At 71.6% G+C, this 14,770-nt stretch carries 11 protein-coding genes; 7 read left to right on the top strand and 4 right to left on the bottom strand.

Annotated elements, in window-relative coordinates:
* Positions 1 to 17 precede the first annotated feature (17 nt).
* From ACQP2Y_RS02505 to ACQP2Y_RS02475, 7 genes are all read left to right on the top strand, one after another.
* Positions 18 to 3,497 carry a BTAD domain-containing putative transcriptional regulator gene (locus tag ACQP2Y_RS02505; protein ID WP_433724173.1) on the top strand — a complete coding sequence of 1,160 codons (3,480 nt, stop codon included), beginning with the start codon at positions 18 to 20 and terminating at the stop codon, positions 3,495 to 3,497.
* Positions 3,498 to 3,748: 251 nt separating this feature from the next.
* Positions 3,749 to 4,846, top strand: coding sequence for an ABC transporter substrate-binding protein (locus ACQP2Y_RS02500; protein WP_433724171.1), 1,098 nt, complete (start codon positions 3,749 to 3,751; stop codon positions 4,844 to 4,846).
* Positions 4,847 to 4,873: 27 nt separating this feature from the next.
* Complete coding sequence (locus ACQP2Y_RS02495; RefSeq protein WP_433724169.1) at positions 4,874 to 7,627, top strand: AbfB domain-containing protein; 2,754 nt, start codon at positions 4,874 to 4,876, stop codon at positions 7,625 to 7,627.
* Positions 7,628 to 7,646: 19 nt separating this feature from the next.
* Positions 7,647 to 9,182 carry a sugar ABC transporter ATP-binding protein gene (locus ACQP2Y_RS02490; protein ID WP_433724167.1) on the top strand — a complete coding sequence of 512 codons (1,536 nt, stop codon included), beginning with the start codon at positions 7,647 to 7,649 and terminating at the stop codon, positions 9,180 to 9,182.
* Entirely contained in the window at positions 9,172 to 10,140 is a 969-nt protein-coding gene (locus ACQP2Y_RS02485; RefSeq protein WP_360551158.1) for an ABC transporter permease, read from the top strand. The genes ACQP2Y_RS02490 and ACQP2Y_RS02485 overlap by 11 nt, the downstream gene beginning before the upstream one ends.
* Positions 10,137 to 11,156, top strand: coding sequence for an ABC transporter permease (locus tag ACQP2Y_RS02480; protein ID WP_433724165.1), 1,020 nt, complete (start codon positions 10,137 to 10,139; stop codon positions 11,154 to 11,156). The genes ACQP2Y_RS02485 and ACQP2Y_RS02480 overlap by 4 nt, the downstream gene beginning before the upstream one ends.
* Before the next feature lie 12 nt (positions 11,157 to 11,168).
* Positions 11,169 to 11,567 (top strand): thiol-disulfide oxidoreductase DCC family protein, encoded by a 399-nt coding sequence (locus ACQP2Y_RS02475; protein ID WP_433724164.1) that lies wholly within the window; start codon positions 11,169 to 11,171, stop codon positions 11,565 to 11,567.
* 3 nt (positions 11,568 to 11,570) lie between these two features.
* Here ACQP2Y_RS02475 and ACQP2Y_RS02470 read toward each other — a convergent pair whose 3' ends face one another.
* The 4 genes from ACQP2Y_RS02470 to ACQP2Y_RS02455 form a co-directional block, all read right to left on the bottom strand.
* The gene (locus ACQP2Y_RS02470; RefSeq protein WP_433724163.1) at positions 11,571 to 11,996 is read right to left on the bottom strand and encodes a pyridoxamine 5'-phosphate oxidase family protein; all 426 of its coding nucleotides are present in this window, start codon (positions 11,994 to 11,996) and stop codon (positions 11,571 to 11,573) included.
* Between the two features lie 44 nt (positions 11,997 to 12,040).
* On the bottom strand, positions 12,041 to 12,766 hold the full coding sequence (locus ACQP2Y_RS02465) for a zf-HC2 domain-containing protein (protein ID WP_433724161.1): 726 nt from the start codon (positions 12,764 to 12,766) through the stop codon (positions 12,041 to 12,043).
* Complete coding sequence (locus ACQP2Y_RS02460; protein ID WP_433724159.1) at positions 12,763 to 13,284, bottom strand: sigma-70 family RNA polymerase sigma factor; 522 nt, start codon at positions 13,282 to 13,284, stop codon at positions 12,763 to 12,765. Before ACQP2Y_RS02460 ends, ACQP2Y_RS02465 begins: the two co-directional genes overlap by 4 nt.
* 125 nt (positions 13,285 to 13,409) lie before the next feature.
* Positions 13,410 to 14,708, bottom strand: coding sequence for a neprosin family prolyl endopeptidase (locus tag ACQP2Y_RS02455; protein WP_433724157.1), 1,299 nt, complete (start codon positions 14,706 to 14,708; stop codon positions 13,410 to 13,412).
* Between the last annotated feature and the right edge of the window lie 62 nt (positions 14,709 to 14,770).

Below are 14,770 nucleotides of genomic sequence, written 5' to 3'. Positions count from 1 at the left end.
GCGGAAACGGAGGAGAGATGCCGGATCCTGCGTACGAGCAGCTCCGCGTCTCCGTCCTGGGCCCGCTGCGCGCCTGGTACGGCGACCAGGAGCTCAACCTCGGCCCGGCCCGCCAGCGTTCGCTGTTCGCGGTGCTGGTCGCGGACGCCAACCGCCTGGTCAGCCGGGACGAGATCATCGAGGCGGTGTGGGGAGCCGCCGCGCCCGCCACGGCGCCCGGCAGTGTCTACACCTACATCTCCGGACTGCGCCGGGTGCTCGCCGGTGGCCCGGAGCGCCCACCGGCAGCCGAGGTCCTGACCTCCGGCCCGGCCGGCTACTCGCTACGGATCCCGGCCGGGCACCTGGACAGCGACCGGTTCACCGAGCTCCGCACCCGGGCCGAGGAGTTGCAGGCGGGCGGCGACCCGGGGGCCGCGGCGTGCGTGCTCGACGAGGCCCTGGAGCTGTGGCACGGCGACGCGTACGCGGGCATCTCCGGCGACCGCATCGAGCTGGAACGGACCCGCCTGGCCGAGCAGCGCCTGGCGGCCGTGGAGCGGCGGGCCCGCATCGCGATGGAGCTGGGCGACGACGGCCTGATCGCCGAGCTCGCCGGGCTGGTCCGCGCCCATCCCCTGCACGAGCCGCTGCACGAGTTGCTGATCCAGGCGCTGTATCGGGCCGGCCGGGGTGCCGAGGCACTGGAGGCGTTCCAGGCCGCTCGCCGGGTCCTGGTGGCCGAGCTGGGCGTCGAGCCGGGCCCCGCCCTGCGCGAGCTGCAGCGCCGGGTGCTGGACGGCTCGATGGCCGCGACCGAGCCACCCGCCTTGCCGGCCGCGGTGGTGCCCATCCAGGTCGCGCGGGCGATCCGCGACGGGCTGACCGACCGGCCGCTGGTCGGCCGCGGCGACGAGGTCGAGCTGCTGCGCGGTCTGGTCCGGGCAGCGGCGCAGGGCACCGGCGCGGCGGTGTGGCTCGAGGGTGAGCCGGGCATCGGCAAGACCGAGGTGCTGACCCGCGCCCTCTCCGACGCCGACGAGGCCGGCTGCGGCCTCTTCTGGGGTGTGGCCGGCGAGCTCGACCGGCACACGCCGCTGCAGGTCCTCACGCGCGCGCTGGGTCTCGCGCCGACGTCGGAGGATCCCCGGCGCGCCACCATCGCCACCGAGCTGCACGCGCCCGGCAGCGGTGAGAACGACGACGCCGGGCCGGCCATCGCAGCCGAACGGGTGCTCGCCTACCTGCGGGCCGCCTGCGCGATCACGCCGATCGTGCTGGTCGTGGACGACATGCAGTGGGCCGACGAGGCCAGCGTGCTGCTCTGGGACCGGCTGGTCGCGGCGACCCGGCACATGCCGCTGCTGCTGGTCGCGGCGGCCCGGCCGGAGCCGAACGGGCGCGAGCTGGCCCAGTTGCGCCGCAGCGTGCGGCTGCGCGAGGGGCATGTGCTGAGTTTGGGGCCGCTGCCCGCCGAGGCGACCGAGGAGCTCGTCGCCGCGGTGGTCGGCGCCCCGGTCGGGCCGCACCTGCGCGCGGTGGCCGGCCAGTCGGGGGGCAACCCGCTCTTCGCCCGGGAGACGGCGGCGGCGCTGGTCCGCCGGGGTGCCGTACGGGTCGTGGACGGCCGGGCCGACATCGACGGGTCGGTGCCGGTGGAGGTGCCGGGATCGCTGCTCGCCGTGGTCCGGTCCACGCTGGACTTCCTCACCGACGACACCCAGGAGGTGCTGCGGCTGGCGGCCCTGCTGGGCACCGAGTTCGCCGTCGACGACGTCATCGCGGTGACCGGGCGGCCGCCGTTCAGCCTGATGGCTAACCTCGAGGAGGCGCTGGCCGCCACGGTCGTGGTGGACGCGGGCACCGAGCTGGCGTTCCGGCACCCGTTCCTGCGCGAGGCGCTGTACGCGAGCATCCCGCACGCCACCCGCTCCCAGCTGCACCGCCAGACGGCCGAGGTCCTGGCCCGCGGCGGCAGCCCGGTGACCAGGGTCGCCGAGCAGCTGGCGGCGGAGACACCGGTGCTCGACGCCTGGGTGGTCGGCTGGCTCACCGAGCACCACGCCGAGGTGGTCAAGCGGGTGCCGCGGACGGCGCGGGAGCTGATCAGGCAGGTGCTCGCCACCGGCCTGCCCGGTGCCCAGCAGCGGGAGACGCTGCTCGTCGCCCTGGTGAAGCTGGAGTTCCGGGAGGGCAGCTATCCGCTCGCCGAGGCCCGCGAGGCGCTGGCGACCGCGACCGACCCGGGCGACCGGGCCGAGATGCGGCAGTTGCTGGCGGCCATGCGGTTCCGCCAGGGCGCCCCCGGCGAGGCGATCGACCTGCTCACCGGCGCGGTCGACGACCCGGCCACCCCGGAGATCTGGCGGACCCGGCACCGGGTGCTGCTGGCCAACTTCCGCCGCGGCCCGCTGGACGACCTGGAGCGGGCGGACCGGACAGCCCGGCAGGTGCACGACGAGGCGGTGGCGGCGGGACAGCCGTACGAGGCCGCGTTCGCGCTGCAGACGACGTGGCTGACCAACTCGATCCGCCGCGACCACGAGCGCGCGCTGGAGTACGTCGACCGCGCACTGGAGATCATGCGGGACCATCCGACGTTCGCCGGCATGTACTTCGACCTGCTGGACAACCGGATGTTCACGCTGCAGAACCTGGACCGCCTGGACGAGGCGGAGCGGACCCTGCGCGAAGCCGCTCTGTTCGCCATCCGGCACCGGCTGCCGGCCACCCTCCAGGTCGCCTCCGCGGTGCAGTACTACTGGCTGGGCCGGTGGGACGACGCGACGGCCGAGGTCGGCGCGGTCACCGACGACGCGCCCGGGATCACCTTCCTGGGCATGCGGGAGCCGGGCGCGGTGGGGATGCTGCTGCACGGCGTCGCGGCGCTGATCGCCGGCCACCGGGAGGACCGGAGTCTGGCCACCGCGCACCTGGACGCCGCCAACGCGCTGCCCGTGACCGACGCCGAGCGGGAGAGCTGCGATTTCCTGCTGGTGGCCCGGGCCCTGGTCGCGGAGCAGCAGGACCGGCCCGCCGATGCCCTGCGGGAGCTCGCGCCCCTGCTGACCCCCGAGTACGCCCCGATGATGCTGCGCCACCAGTGGTTGCCGGACGCGCTGCGCCTGGCCCTGAGTGTGGGCCGCCGGGACCTCGCCGAGCAGGCGGCGGCGATCTGCGCCGCCGAGGCGGCCAAGGAGGTACGCCCGGCGCGTGCGTTCGCGGCGTCCGCCCGTTGCCGCGCATTGCTGGCCGAGGATCCGGAGCCGGCGCTGGCCGCGGCCGAGCACTACCGGGCGGTGGGGCGGGTGCCGGAGCTGGCCGCCGCTCTGGAGGACGCGGCGGTGCTGCTGGCCGCGAACCGCCGCCCGCACGAGGCCGCTGCCACCGGTGGCGAGGCGGCTGAGTTCTACACCGTGCTGGGCGCGCGCTGGGACCTGCGCCGCACCCGGGCCCGGCTGTTGGAATACGGCGTGGAACCGGCCCGCGGCACGTCCCGCACAGCCACTGTCCGCTGAGGATCCCGCGTATCGGCCGATCGCCGAGCGCCAATGTCCAAATGTGAGCGGTAACAAATTCGCCATAGCGCGCTACGCAAGGTAGCAGTAGGCGGCTGAGCTGCACTTTAGCGGATTTCTGGGCCAATCTCGACGGTGTGCTGCGTTCGGTTCTGGGGGTTTGTGGCCATGACCTTGACAGGAAAAGTTTGATAGTGCGTGAATGTGTTTCCAGATAGTAAATCCTCGATGCCACCCTTGAAGGAGTTCCCATGACCGGTATGTCCGGACACTGGAGACCCGCGCTTCTTTCCCTCAGCACCGCCCTGGTCGTGCTCGCCGGCGCGGGCGCGTGCGCGAAGTCCGAGGACGGCGACACGCCTGCCGCCGGTGGTGCCGCGAACTCCGCCGGCGCCCAGGTCGCGCAGTCCGCCGCGGCCGGCGTGCCGACCTGCACGCTGGAGCAGTTCGGCGGCACCAAGGTGGACCTGAAGACCGCCAAGATCGGCTTCTCGCAGTCGGAGAAGGAGGCCAACCCGTTCCGGATCGCCGAGACCCAGTCCATCCGGGACGAGGCGGCCAAGCTCGGCATCCCCAGCACCAACCTGCAGACCACCAACGCCAACTCGCAGTTCAACAAGCAGATCAGCGACGTCGAGCAGATGATCGACTCGGGGGTGCAGCTGCTGGTCATCGCCCCGCTGAACTCCGACGGCTGGGACTCGGTCTTCGCCAAGGCCTCGGCCAAGAAGATCCCGATCATCACCATCGACCGCAAGATCAACGCCACGCCCTGCAAGGACTACCTGACGTTCATCGGGTCGAACTTCGAGGAGCAGGGCAAGCGCGCCGCCGACAAGATGGCCGCCGCGCTGGGCAACAAGGGCCAGGTGGCGATCCTGCTCGGCGCGCCCGGCAACAACGTGACCACGCTGCGCACCAAGGGCTTCAAGGACCAGATCGCCAAGGTCGCCCCCGACATCAAGCTGGTGTTCGAGCAGACCGGCCAGTTCTCCCGCGAGGAGGGCCAGAAGGTCGCCGAGCAGCTGCTGCAGTCCAAGTCGGACATCAACGGCATCTACGCGGAGAACGACGAGATGGGCCTCGGCGCCGAGATCGCGCTCAAGGGCGCCGGCAAGAAGCCCGGCGACGTCAAGATCGTCTCCATCGACGGCACCAAGGGCGCGGTCCAGGGCATCGCCGACGGCTGGTTCTCCGCCGTCATCGAGTCCAACCCGCGCTTCGGCCCGCTGGCCTTCGAGACCGCCACCAAGTTCTTCAACGGTGAGCCGATCCCCGCGGACATCATCATCTCCGACCGCGAGTACGACGAGAGCAACGCCAAGACGGACCTCGCCAGCGCCTACTGAGTCACCCTCTCCCCCAGGAGTGCTCACATGACCGTCCCCCACCCCCGGACCTGGCGACGCCTCATCGCCATGACCACCGCCACCCTGACCGCCTCCGCCGGCGCGCTGATCGCCACCACCGCCCCGGCCGCGGCCTTCGTCCCCAAGACACCCCCGCTGACGACCCCGTGGACCAACCAGGTCTCGACCACCAACCCGCTGCCGGAATACCCCCGCCCGCAGCTGACCCGGCCCGACTGGCAGAGCCTGAACGGCATCTGGCAGTTCGCCGGGGCGTCCAACATCAACACGCCACCGGTGAACACGACGCTGGGCGAAGAGGTGCTTGTTCCGTACCCCATCGAGAGCGCTCTCTCGGGGATCATGCGCCATGAAAACTACATGTACTACCGCAGAACGTTCACCGTTCCGGCCGGCTGGTCCGGCCGGAACGTGAACCTCAACTTCGGCGCCGTGGACTGGCAGTCCAAGGTCTGGGTGAACGGCACGCTGCTCGGCACGCACGAGGGCGGCTACGACAAGTTCTCCTACGACCTCACGAGCGCGCTGCGGGCCGGCGCCAACGAGGTCATCGTCGGCGTCTACGACCCGACCGACGGCCAGGACATCCCGGTCGGCAAGCAGCGCACCAACCGCGGCGGCATCTGGTACACGCCGTCGTCGGGCATCTGGCAGACCGTCTGGCTCGAGCCGACCAACCCGGCCCGGATCACCCGGCTCGACACCACCCCGAACGTCTCCGCCGGCGCGCTCGACCTGGTGGTGCAGGCCGCCAACGCGAGCGGCCAGGCGGTCACCGCGCAGGTACTCACCGGCGGCACGGTGGTCAGCACGGCCACCGGTACGGTCGGCGCCTCCCTGCGGATCCCGGTCCCGAACGCTCACTTGTGGACCCCGGACGATCCGTTCCTGTACGACCTGCGGGTCACCCTCGCGTCCGGTGACGTGGTGGGCGGCTACTTCGGCATGCGCTCACTGGGCAAGGCCATGCTCGGCGGCACCCTGCGCCCGACCCTGAACGGCAAGTTCGTCTTCCAGCTCGGCACGCTGGACCAGGGCTACTGGCCGGACGGGCTCTACACCGCACCCACCGACGCCGCGCTGCGCTTCGACCTGGAACAGCAGAAGTCGCTCGGTTTCAACATGGTCCGCAAGCACATCAAGGTGGAGAACGACCGCTGGTTCTACCACGCGGACCGGCTCGGCCTGATGGTCTGGCAGGACATGCCGGCGCTGGCCAGCGGCCGGGAGCCCTCGACGGCCGGGCGCACCCGGTACGAGAAGGAACTCAAGGAGATGATCGACGAGCACAAGGGCATCACGTCGATCGTCCAGTGGGTGCCGTTCAACGAGGGCTGGGGCGAGTACGACGCCGGCCGCATCGCCGACCTGGTCAAGAGCTGGGACGCGACCCGGCTGGTGAACCACAACTCCGGCTCCAACTGCTGCGACTCCGACCCGGACCCGGGCAACGGGGACGTGATCGACGACCACATGTACGTCGGCCCGGGCATCACCCGGCCCCCGACAGCCACCCGGATCGCGGTCAACGGCGAGTACGGCGGCCTCGGCCTGCGCGTGCCAAACCACGAGTGGCCGACCGCGGGCAAGTTCGCGTACGAGTGGCTGCCCGACACCAACGCCCTGACCAACCGGTACGTGCAGATCACCGGCAAGCTGGCCGACCTGATCTCCACCAACGGCCTGTCGGGGTCCGTCTACACCGAACCGACCGACGTGGAGGAGGAGCTCAACGGCTTCTTCACCTACGACCGGCAGATCCAGAAGATGAACTTCGCCGCGGTCCGGGCGGTTCATCAGCGGGTGCTCGGCGCGGCGACCGGCACCACCCTGCCGACCGGCCGGCTCGCGTCGCTGCGGGTCACCACCCCGGGCTTCACCGACCGCTACCTGCGGCACTCCGGCGGCGCCGCCGTCACCTCGGTGATCGGCGCGGGCAGCTCCACGGGGGACAAGCAGGACGCGACGTTCTGGGTCCGCCCCGGGCTCTCGAACAGCGCCTGCTACTCGTTCGAGTCCCGCAACTTCCCGGGCCAGTACCTGCGGCACCGCGGATACCGGGTCTACCGGGAGGCGAGCAACGGCGGCACGTTCAACGCCGACGCCACGTTCTGCGCCCGGCCCGGCCTGTCCGGCGGTGGCACGTCGCTGGAGTCGGCCAACCTGGCCGGTTACTACATGCGGCACCGCAACTCCGAGGTGTGGATGGACCAGAACAACGGTGGCTCCTTCACCAACGACGCGACCTGGACCGTGAGCAACCCGCTGTGGCGCAGCGGCGCGGACCTGGCCGTCGGGCAGAACCGGTCGTTCCGGGTCACCACCGCCGGCTACGACAACCGCTACCTGCGGCATCGGGACTCGCTGGCGCGTACCGACGTGATCAGTGCGAGCAGTGCGCTCGCCGACCGGCAGGACGCCACCTTCACCGTGCGCGCCGGGCTGGCCGACAACACCTGCTACACGTTCGAGTCGGTCAACTTCCCGGGCCGCTACCTGCGGCACGCCAACTACCGGGTGCAGACGGCGACGAACGACAACACGACCACGTTCGCGCAGGACGCCACCTTCTGTGCCCAGCCGGGCCTGGGCGGTGGCAGCGGGAACGTGTCGCTGGAGTCGTACAACTACGTCGGCTACCACTGGCGGCACTACGGGGAGGCCGTCTACATCGCCACCAACGGCGGCGGCAACGCCTGGGACAACCCGGGCAGCTACGCCGCCGACGCCACCTGGAACAACGCCGCCCCGCTGGGGTAGCGCGAAAGTGAGTGGATCCATGGCACTGCTGGAAGTCGTCGATGTCGCCAAGGAGTTCCCGGGCGTACGCGCCCTGGACGGGGTCTCCTTCACTCTCCGGCCGGGCGAGGTGCACGCCCTGGTCGGGGAGAACGGCGCCGGTAAGTCCACCTTGATCAAGGTGCTGACCGGCGTCTACCAACCGGACGGGGGCGAGCTGCGCTACCGCGACGAGCCGGCCCGGTTCGGTACACCGATGGACGCCCAGCGGGCCGGGATCTCCACGATCTACCAGGAGGTCAACCTCATCCCGTTGATGAGCGTGGCCCACAACCTCTTCCTCGGCCGCGAGCCGCGCACCCGGCTCGGGCTGCTGGACGAGGGACGGATGTACCGCGAGGCCGGCGAGATCCTGCGCCGGTACGGCGTCACCACCGACGTCCGCCGCCAGCTCGGCACCCTCGCCCTGGGCGCGCAGCAGATGGTCGCCCTGGCCCGGGCCGTGATGATCGACGCCAAGGTCGTCATCATGGACGAACCCACCTCGTCGCTGGAACCCCGCGAGGTGGAGACCCTGTTCGGGGTGATCCGGGAGCTGCACGCCCAGGGCATCGGGATCGTCTACGTCAGCCACCGGCTCGACGAGCTGTACCGGATCTGCGACACCGTCACGATCCTGCGCGACGGCCGGGTCGTGCACACCGGCAAGCTCGCCGAGCTGGAACGCATCCGGCTGGTCTCGCTCATGCTGGGCCGGGACATGTCCGCCGTCCGCCGCGAGGGCTTCACCGGGTTCGCCGGCGAGCACGCCACCGCGGCGGACGCGGCCCCGGTGCTGGAGGTCGCCGGCCTGACCAGCCGGCGCAAACTGCACGACATCAGCTTCGCCGTCCGGCCCGGCGAGGTGGTCGGGCTGGGCGGCCTGCTGGGCGCCGGGCGCAGCGAGACGATCAAGGCGATCGGCGGGGCATATCCGGTGGACAGCGGCCGCGTCACGGTCGGCGGCAAGGAGCTGAAACGGCCGACCACCGTACGGGCGGTACGGGCCGGCATCGCGACGCAGCCCGAGGACCGCAAGGCCGAGGGCATCGTGGCCGGGCTGTCCGTCCGGGAGAACATCGCGCTCGCGGTGCTGCCCCGGCTGAGCGCGTTCGGACTGGTCTCGGACCGCAAGATCGACGAGGTCGTCCGCACCTACATGGACCGGTTGCAGATCAAGGCGTCCAGCCCGGATCAGCGGGTCGGCGACCTGTCCGGCGGCAACCAGCAGAAGGTGCTGCTCGCCCGGCTGCTGGCCACCCGGCCGCGGGTGCTGCTGCTGGACGAGCCGACCCGCGGCATCGACGTCGGCGCCAAGGCCGAGGTGCAGTCGCTCATCGACGAGCTGGCCGGCGAGGGCCTCGGCGTGGTGCTGGTCTCCTCCGACGCGGAGGAGCTGATCGAGGGCGCCGACCGGGTGGTGGTGCTGCGTGACGGCGCGGTCGTCGGCGAGCTGCGCGACGCGGACGTCACCACCGAGGCGCTGCTGGAGACGATCGCCGCCGCGGCGGTAGTGGAGGCCTCCGATGACGAGTGAGTCAGTGGCCACCCGGCCCGGAATCGACCTCGCCCGGATCCGGGCCTGGCTGCCGGCGTACGGCGTCTACGCGGCGATCGTGCTGCTGGTGCTCTACAACGTGGCGTTCACGCCGAACTTCCTGGCCTGGAGCAACCTGCGCATCCAGCTGATCCAGGTGGCGCCCGTGGTGATCGTGGCGCTCGGCATGGCGCTGGTCATCGGCACCGAGGGCATCGACCTGTCGGTCGGCTCGGTGATGGCGCTGGCCGCCGCGCTCATCCCGCTCTACCTCGGTTACGGCGTGGTCGCGGCGATCCTCATCTCGCTGATCGCCGGTGTCCTGGTGGGACTGGTCAACGGCACGCTGGTCGCCCGGGTCGGACTGCAACCGATCGTGGCCACCCTCGCCCTGTTCGTCGGCGGCCGGGGGCTCGCCCTGGTCATCTCCGGCGGCCAGCTCAAGGACATCCGCAACGACGACCTGATCTTCCTCGGCTCGGGCGACTTCCTCGGCCTGCCGATGCTGGTCTGGATCGCCGCGCTGCTCGTGCTGGTCGTCGCGTTCATCGTGCGGCGCACGGTCTTCGGCCGGCGGCTGCTGGCCATCGGCGGCAACCGGCCGGCCACCGAGCTGGCCGGCGTGCCGGTCAAGCGGGTCCTGATCACCGTGTACGTGATCTGCTCGGTGCTCGCCTCGATCGCCGGCCTGCTCGCCGTCGCCCGCATCCAGTCCAGTGACGCCTCCGCGGTCGGCCTGCTCATCGAGCTCTCCGCGATCACCGCCGTGGTCGTCGGCGGCACCCCGCTGACCGGCGGCCGGGTCCGGGTCCTCGGCACCGTGGCCGGCGCCCTGCTCATGCAGCTGGTGGTGGCCACGATGATCAAGCACAACCTGCCGTCGTCCAGCACCGAGATGGTGCAGGCGGCCATCATCCTCATCGCCGTGTACGCCGCCCGAGAGAGGAAGGCCCGGTGACTCCCATCGTGTCGGACCCCGAGGCCCCCGCGGCCGCCGTCGCCGCCGACGTGCGCCGGGCCGAACGCACCGACCGCATCGTCAGCCTGGTCCAGCGCCAAGGCGCGCTGGCGGTGCTCGTCGTGGTCGTGCTGGTCGCCGCGGCCTCGTTCCCGAACTTCCGCAGCTTCGACAACGCCGCCACCGTGCTGGTGGCGGCCGCCCCGCTCGCGCTGATCGCGCTCGGCATGACCTTTGTGATCATCACCGGCGGCATCGACCTGTCGGTCGGCTCGCTGTACGTGCTGGGCGGGGTCGTCTCGGCGTACGCGTCGCAGTGGGGTCTGCTGCCGGCGTTCCTGGCCCCGCTGGTCGTGTGCGGGCTGATCGGCGTGCTGAACGGGATCCTGATCGCCTACACCAGGATGGCGCCGTTCATCGTCACGCTCGCGGCCCTGCTCGGCGCGCGCGGGCTGATGCGGGCGATCAGCGACGAGGGCTCCACGACGTACCTGGTCAAGAGCGACGCTGTCCGCAGCTTCGGCACCGGCTCGTTCCTCGGCATCGGCTACCCGGTCTGGCTGGTCGTGGTGGTCTTCGCGCTCGGCATGGTCCTGCTGGCCCGCACCCGCTTCGGCCACGCGGTCTATGCGGTCGGCGGCAGCGAGGACGCAGCCGCGCTGATGGGCATCGCGGTACGCCGTACCAAGGTCTGGGTCTACGTCATGTCCGGCCTGCTCGCCGGCCTGGCCGGGGCGATCAACGCGGCCAAGCTGGGCTCCGGCGTCACGGTGCTGGGCATCGGCCTGGAGCTGGACGCCATTGCCGCCGTGGTCATCGGCGGCACCCTGCTGACCGGCGGCGCGGGCACCATCACCGGGACCATCGCGGGTGTGCTGCTGCTCGGCGTGATCCAGAACATGATCAACCAGGTCGGCAACGTGCCGAGCAGCTACCAGCAGCTCATCAGCGGGGCGTTCCTCGCGGTGGTGGTGGTCGCCCAGACCTACCTGGCCAGGCTGCGCCGGGTGACCTGAGACAATGGGATCATGAAGCCCACCTTCGTGTACGACGGCGACTGCTCGTTCTGCACCAGCTGCGCGCAGTTCATCGAACGCCGCATCCCGTCGCACGCCACGGTGGTGCCGTGGCAGTTCGCCGACCTCGACCGGCTGGGCCTGACGCTCGAGCAGGTCGAGGAGGCGGTGCAGTGGGTCGGCCCCGACGGCACGATCGCCTCGGGCCCGGACGCGATCGCCCTGCTGCTGCGCGACGCGGGCCGCCTGTGGGAGGTCCCGGGGCGCGCGCTGCAGTTGAAGCCGGTCGGCCTGCTGGCGTGGCCGGCGTACCGCTGGATCGCGGGCCACCGCCACCTGCTGCCCGGCGGCACCGCGGCCTGCTCCCTCCCCCAGGCCCAGCGCGACAAGCTCTACGGCACCGCCGGCTAGCAGCTAGTAGGCGTAGCGGCGGACCGTCTCCGGGTGGATGACGACGCGCAGCTGGTCGCCGGCCAGCAGCGCGGCGAGGTCGGCGGCCCGGGTCGGGTCGTCCAGGTCCCAGTAGCGGGCAGCGAGGCGGGAGGCCAGCTCGTGGGCGCCGTCGGACTCCACCGTGGTGCGGCCGGCGACGGACACCCAGCGCTCGCGCTCCCCGACCGGGGCGGCGACGACGATCGAGGCGCGCGGGTCGCGGCGCAGGCGGCGCACCTTCAGCGACTCGGGCTCGGTGAAGAACTGGACCGTCCCGTCCGCGGTGGCCTCGAACCACACCGGCCGGGGCTCCGGCGGCACGTTTCCCGCGGCCACGGACAGGAAGCCGTGCAGCGGGCGGGCGAGGAACTCGAGGTCTTCGGCGGTCAGGCTCGATGAATTGCTCATGACCCGATTCAACCTCATCCGGCGGGCCGCTCAGTGCGGGTGGCTCAGTTCAGGTGGGCCGTGCCGAGCACATGTCCATCGTGGTCGGCCACCGCCACCGCGCTCACGTTGCGCAACTGGATCGAGCTCGCCCCGGTCACCTTCGCGTTGCCGCTGGGGGTCGGACCCCAGATCGCGGCCTGCTCGACCGTGCCGTCGACCCGGCTCACCCGGCACACGAACGGGCCCTGGCCGCGCAGCTTCGAGACGGTCAGGTCGATCGACACCCCCCAGGTCTTGCCGGTCAGCACCGCCTGACCGGCGAGGCCACTGCCCTCCTCCGCTTCGAAGACAGCGGTGACCGCGGGCTGGCCCGGGCCCTGGCTCTGGCTCGGCGCGGCGATCGGCGGCCCGGCCGGCGGGTCCTGGTCCCGGGTGGCGATCACGCCGACGCCGGCCGCGACGACCAGCACGGCCGCGGCCACGGCGGCCAGCCGCCGGCCGGTGCCACGCCGGCGTTCGCGGGACCGCTCGGCCCGCATCCGGGCCAGCAGGGTCTCGATCCGCGCGGGGCTCGGCCGGCTGCCCGCCGGCACCGTGACCGGCAGCGCGTTCTCCAGGGACCGGAGCAGTTCCGGTACGGGCGCCAGCCGCTCCAGCTCGGCGCGGCACTCGTCGCAGCTCACCAGGTGCGCGTCGAGCCGGTCGGTGTCGGCGTCGTCGAGCCCGCCCAGCAGGTAACCGCCGAGCAACCGCTTCAGCTCATCGTGATCGTGGTGGTCGGGGCTCATCGCAGCACCCCCATCTCCTCGAACGCCTGCCGCAGCGCCCGCACCGCGTAGTAGGCGCGCGACTTGACCGTGCCCTCGGGCACCGACAGGTGCCGGGCGGCGTCGGCCACGGTCTGCCCCTCGTAGTACATGGCCTGGACCACCGCGCGGTGGTCGGCGGAGAGCCGTTCCAGCGCCTCGGCGACCAGCCAGCCCTCGACGAGCTGGTCGACGTTGTCGGCCGACGGCACCGACGCGACCGCGGCGTCGTCGGCGACCAGGTGCGGGCGGCGCTGCTCGGCCCGCCAGGCGTTGGTGACCACGTTGCGGGCGATGGTGAGCAGGTAGGAGCGGGTCCGGCCGGGGTCCGGGTCGAGGTGGTCGATGTGCCGCCAGGCCCGCAGCAGCGTCTCCTGGACCAGGTCCTCCGCCTTGTGCCGGTCGCGCACGTACCGCGAGATGAAGCTGAGCAGCACCGCGTAGTGCTCGGTGTAGAGCGCGGTCATCAGCTCCTCGTCGGGACTCACCCGTCGCCTCATCCGCTGCTCCCTCGTCGGCCCGCCACCCCGTTGTACCCCGGGCCCGGTTGGCCGGTTCGATCAGCACCGACAAAAGCGCCCGGCTCTCCCACCTGGGGAGGACCGGGCGCCTCGGCGCTACGGTGTCAGCACTTCACGAGCGGCTGGGGCGGGGCGTCGGGGTCCTTCGGGTCCTTCACCAGCGGGTAGTCCGGGCCGCCGTAACGGAACGTCGTCGGAGTGCGCAGGCCGCCCGTCCACGGGGTCCAGTACGGCTCGTCGGGCTTCTCGATCTGCACGGGCGGCAGTGTGATCGCGGGTTCTGTCTTGTACTTGGGCCGCATGTCCAGTTCGAACCCGACCGTCGGGCCCTTGGTCATGCTGATGCTCCCGATCCGCGCCGCGTCGCCGTCGCTGGCCGGCTTGCCGTTGCCCATCTGGGTGCAGGGGGTGAGGCTGGGCGACGCCACTTCACCGAACCACTGGGCCAAGCCGGCCCGGGTGAACCGGCCCTCCCAGTTCTTGTCATGGAAGTAGCCGATGTACTCGGAGTTGTACGCGATCCACCAGGCGTTGCCGTCGTGCATGATGCCGAAACGCTTCGAGGTGCCGACCGGCAGGGTGTCACCGGGCTTGACCGTCTTGTGGATCTGGGTCCATTCGCAGGCGTTGTAGCACCTGGCAACTCCGTCCTTCCAGTAGAAGACGAAGAGGTGCGGGTCGTCGTCGCCGTTGACCGAGCGGTCCACGGTCCAGCCGACCTCGACGGTCTGCTTGCTGTCAGCGGAGCGCACCGCCAGCTCGGCCAGCGTGTGGTAGTCGCCCTCGACCAGCTTGGGCTTCTCGATGGTCAGGTTGGCCCACGTGCCGTCGGTCTCGCCGGTCTGGGCGCCGACCGCGTAGTGGAAGTTGACCACGCGGTCCGCGGCGGCCGCGGCCTTGACCGTGCCCACGGTCGGCGGGGTGGGCGGCACGACGGTGGTGCGCGCCGACTTCAGGAAGGCACCGTTCGCGCCTTGGCCACCCTTGGGGGCATACTCGCGCGTCGGTGTCACCGCACCGCTCGTGTCCGCGGGGGCCGCGTCCGCACCGGCGGCCGCGACGGCTTTGCTGCTGGCGCCGGCCTTGGCCTGCTTGAGCCGCTTGGGCTTGGTGCCCCAGGGCAGCAGCTTCGGCGGCGTGAGGACGGCCTCGCCGGCCGCGGGGGCCTCCGGCGCTGTCTCGGTGGTCGCGGGCGCTGTCTCAGCGGTTTCCGACGCTGCTTCGGGCGCGGTCCCGGCGGTCTCCGGCGCGGTCTCGGTGGTCGCCGGTGCGACGGCGGCCGCGGGAGCCTCGGCCTCGGTCGTCTCCTCAGCACTGGCGTTCAGGGTCCAGACCGTACCCATCGTGCCGACAACGGCTACGGCTAGGCCGGCGGCGAGCAAACCGCGGCGTGAGTTCGACACGTGTCCGTCCTCGTTGTTCGGGGGGCTCGGAGGCGGTGGGCGAAGAACCTCCGGCACCGGCT

It is taken from the genome of Actinoplanes sp. CA-051413, assembly GCF_050955795.1.
Lineage (GTDB): Bacteria > Actinomycetota > Actinomycetes > Mycobacteriales > Micromonosporaceae > Actinoplanes.
Note: the sequence above shows the minus strand (reverse complement) of the source record. Positions and strands in the feature narration are given on the sequence as shown.